This window comes from Streptomyces sp. NPDC017943, assembly GCF_044328425.1.
In the GTDB taxonomy this organism is placed as follows: domain Bacteria; phylum Actinomycetota; class Actinomycetes; order Streptomycetales; family Streptomycetaceae; genus Streptomyces; species Streptomyces djakartensis_A.
The window spans coordinates 1-2,952 of the sequence record NZ_JBIRHH010000076.1 but is presented as its reverse complement, the minus strand read 5'-3'; the positions used below and the strand labels follow the sequence as shown (position 1 = coordinate 2,952).

At 60.0% G+C, this 2,952-nt stretch carries 2 protein-coding genes and 1 pseudogene; all 3 read left to right on the top strand.

What is annotated here, in order from left to right; genetic code table 11:
- Positions 1 to 206 precede the first annotated feature (206 nt).
- Complete coding sequence (locus ACH4C6_RS36325; protein WP_398112837.1) at positions 207 to 1,613, top strand: hypothetical protein; 1,407 nt, start codon at positions 207 to 209, stop codon at positions 1,611 to 1,613.
- A gap of 278 nt (positions 1,614 to 1,891) precedes the next feature.
- Positions 1,892 to 2,406: pseudogene (locus ACH4C6_RS36320) on the top strand (transposase family protein); the annotation flags it as partial.
- A 328-nt stretch (positions 2,407 to 2,734) separates the two neighbouring features.
- Positions 2,735 to 2,952, top strand: a 218-nt coding sequence (locus ACH4C6_RS36315; protein WP_398112836.1) for a transposase, incomplete at its 3' end; no start/stop codon positions are given.

The following is a 2,952-nucleotide window of genomic DNA, read 5'->3' as shown; positions in this document are numbered from 1 at the left end:
CGACACACGGGCCCCTCAGCCTGCCCAGCACCAGCCACAGAAAGCGAAACGGCCCACCGACTCCGTCGGCAGACCGTCACGAAAGATCGAGGTTAACGAACGATCACGTCGTCAGAAAGTGGTACCTTTTACTCGATTAAGCATGTCAAATGCGCGCCCTCTTGATGCGCCTGCGTCTCGATGGGCGAACAAACTGAGGAGTGCTGATGGCGCATTTGCTGTCTGACGACGCCAGGAGAGCCCTGAGGACAATGATCGAAGAGTTGGGGACAACTCACTCGATCGCTCGGAATGAACTTGCGCCTAATGTTTGCGATCAGCTTCTGGCGACAGGCTGCATTAAGCAGCAACCGGGACATTTGGACCGCTTCCTTGTAAACAGGCTAGGGGCTCACAAGGTAGGTTTTGAATTCCCGTTTGGAATACCCGGGCGCTTCGGCTCGCGAGGAATTCCATACACGTCCGCGAAGTTGGAGGAAATGGCCCGCGAAGAATCCCGCCTCAACATGCCTATTTTTGAGCTCTTAGAAGAACCCGGACCGGACGGCGAACTTCACGCTCTATTTCTTTCAGCAAGCAGTCGACAGCTCGTTCCCCACCTAGAAGCTGTATGGCCTGTATGGGTGGACCGGGCAGCAACAGCACTCACAACGGGAGAAGATGCTCGTTTCAAAATTCGAGGACTTCTACGTCAAGGAAACGCCTCACACTACATGCACTCGCTTCCCGAATGGCTGGTGAGCGGGAGCGGGGCTGTCGATCGGTACCGCGGTGAATGGGATGCGCCGCGTACGGAATCTTCACAGCAAGAAAGCCCTGCTCGAGGCCCTATCGATGTCGACGATCGAGGCTTCTCAGCCGCATTGCTAATGAGCAATGCCGCGTACTTTGCAACACAGCTGCTAATCCATCGCGACTATGCCGCAACGCGAGATTACATAATCGAAAATGAGATAGATCCCCCGCTCAAATGGGATGCCAGAGTTGCCGAGTCCGCAGGTCGCCCTGAATTGAATCCCACCTACCGGGCCCGATGGGTTTTCAACAACATCCACTGCTACCTTACTGGACACGACCCTTCCGAATATTACAACGAGAGAAGGGGGCCGTTCAAGATAAATGACACCGACTTTCAAATGATGCGAATGCAACGCCACCTCCCCGAAGCCGCAGACATGTTCGCCATGACACGCGATCAATTTTTCGATGATTATATTTATGGCGGCGATCCGGAATCCTTTGATTTTCCCGCCGAAGGTGCTGAAGAGGGTCAACGCAGGTTGAAAATGCTGCTTGATGAGGCATACTTTAATCTTACTGCAAGAGAGCAGCAGATCATAGACACCTGGCACCGAGAAGAGTACGCAAGCGGCGCGCTTAGTTCTTATATCGAGCATTGGCAGCCCCCCCAGAGGCCGTCACATGTTACCGACAGCCCTACTAACTCCACACTGGCAAAGCTTGCTGCCCTTGAAATTTCCGCAGCAGGCTCTCCGGAACGCCAGGCCACTCAAAATTTGTCCGTCTCTTCCACTGCAAGCCCCTCCCCCGGCGCTACCTCAGCTGTTGCCTCGACCTCCCAATCAGTGAAGCCGGCGTCATTGGTAAGGTGAGTATGTTCCATCTACTTCCCCGACCATGCTCTGTGCTGAATTAGCGAGTAGGCCTCTTTCATCCTGCGCTGGAGGGTGAAATGCCTGGTCGGCAGGTGTGGTGACGAGGCAGGGCCCCTCGTCGTTGGCGTGGTGATGTCACTGAGCCTTTTCAGCGACCACCCCGGAGGGTGAAGGACCCAGCTGGGGTGACTGGCCTCTGAGCTGCATAGAGGGCCGACGCTGGCGGACGGGCCGTCACCCGATCGGTGGCCACTGTGAAAAGGCTCACTCATCACAAGGGAGACCCCGTCATCGCCGACGGCACACTCAACCCGATCGACCGCCTCGCCACGGACCAGCCGTATGACTCCCAGAAGCACGGCAAGCACGGCAAGCACGGCATGAACGTCCAAGTCGTCGTCCGAACGGACGGCACCTCGCGCAGGTTCTCCCACGCGACTGCGGGCCGCACCCACGACCTCACCGCTGCCCGCGCCCGCAGCATCGTCCAATCCTGCCGCACCCGGGAGATCCTCGTCCTGGCCGACCGCGCCTACCACGGCGCCGGCGCCACCTTCCGCACCCCCTGCCACCACCACAGCGAACAACCCGAGCACTACCAGCAGTCCCACCGCGACCACCCCGACTGAGAGCCCCCGGCAAACGCGCATTCGCCCGACTCAAGGCGCAGCGACTGCTCCGACGAGCCCAACGCTCCACCCGCCGCACCGGCACAACCGTCCAGGCCGTCCACCGTTCGGGGGGAAGGCCATGTCCGCAGGCATCGGCCTGGCGAACTCGTGCACGGTAGGCGATGAGACGTCGAGACTCCTGATCGTCGATCACGCTCATGTGGTGGGGAACGCGTCTCGTGCAGCGATCATCAGCGACCTGAGGATCACGGGCTTGTCTGTTGATGTGATGGCTGAACTCGTGGCGCTCGTGGCCCAGCCGCTGGACGCCGGGCAGTGGAACATCGGGTTCTCTATGCCAGCTCGCCGCCGAGACGCGCCGGTTCCTCCACGGACACCAACACCAGCCGCACATCGTCCGCGACTACTTCGGCGGCCTACACGTTCCGCTACACCAGCTACCGCCGCCTTAGAGATCATCTCATTTGGCCGGGTAAGCTGCTGGTCGTGTCGAGGATCGTTGAGCGGCTGGTGCCGGACGAGTTGTGGGAGCTGTTCCAGCGGGTGGTGCCGGAGGCACCGTCGCGACCTCAGGGTGGTGGCCGGCGTCGGCACGGCGACCGCGAAGTACTGGCCGCGATCGTGTTCGTGGCGACGTCAGGCTGCACGTGGCAGCAGTTGCCGGCCGCCTCGTTCGGGCCGTCCGGCGCGACAGCCCACCGACG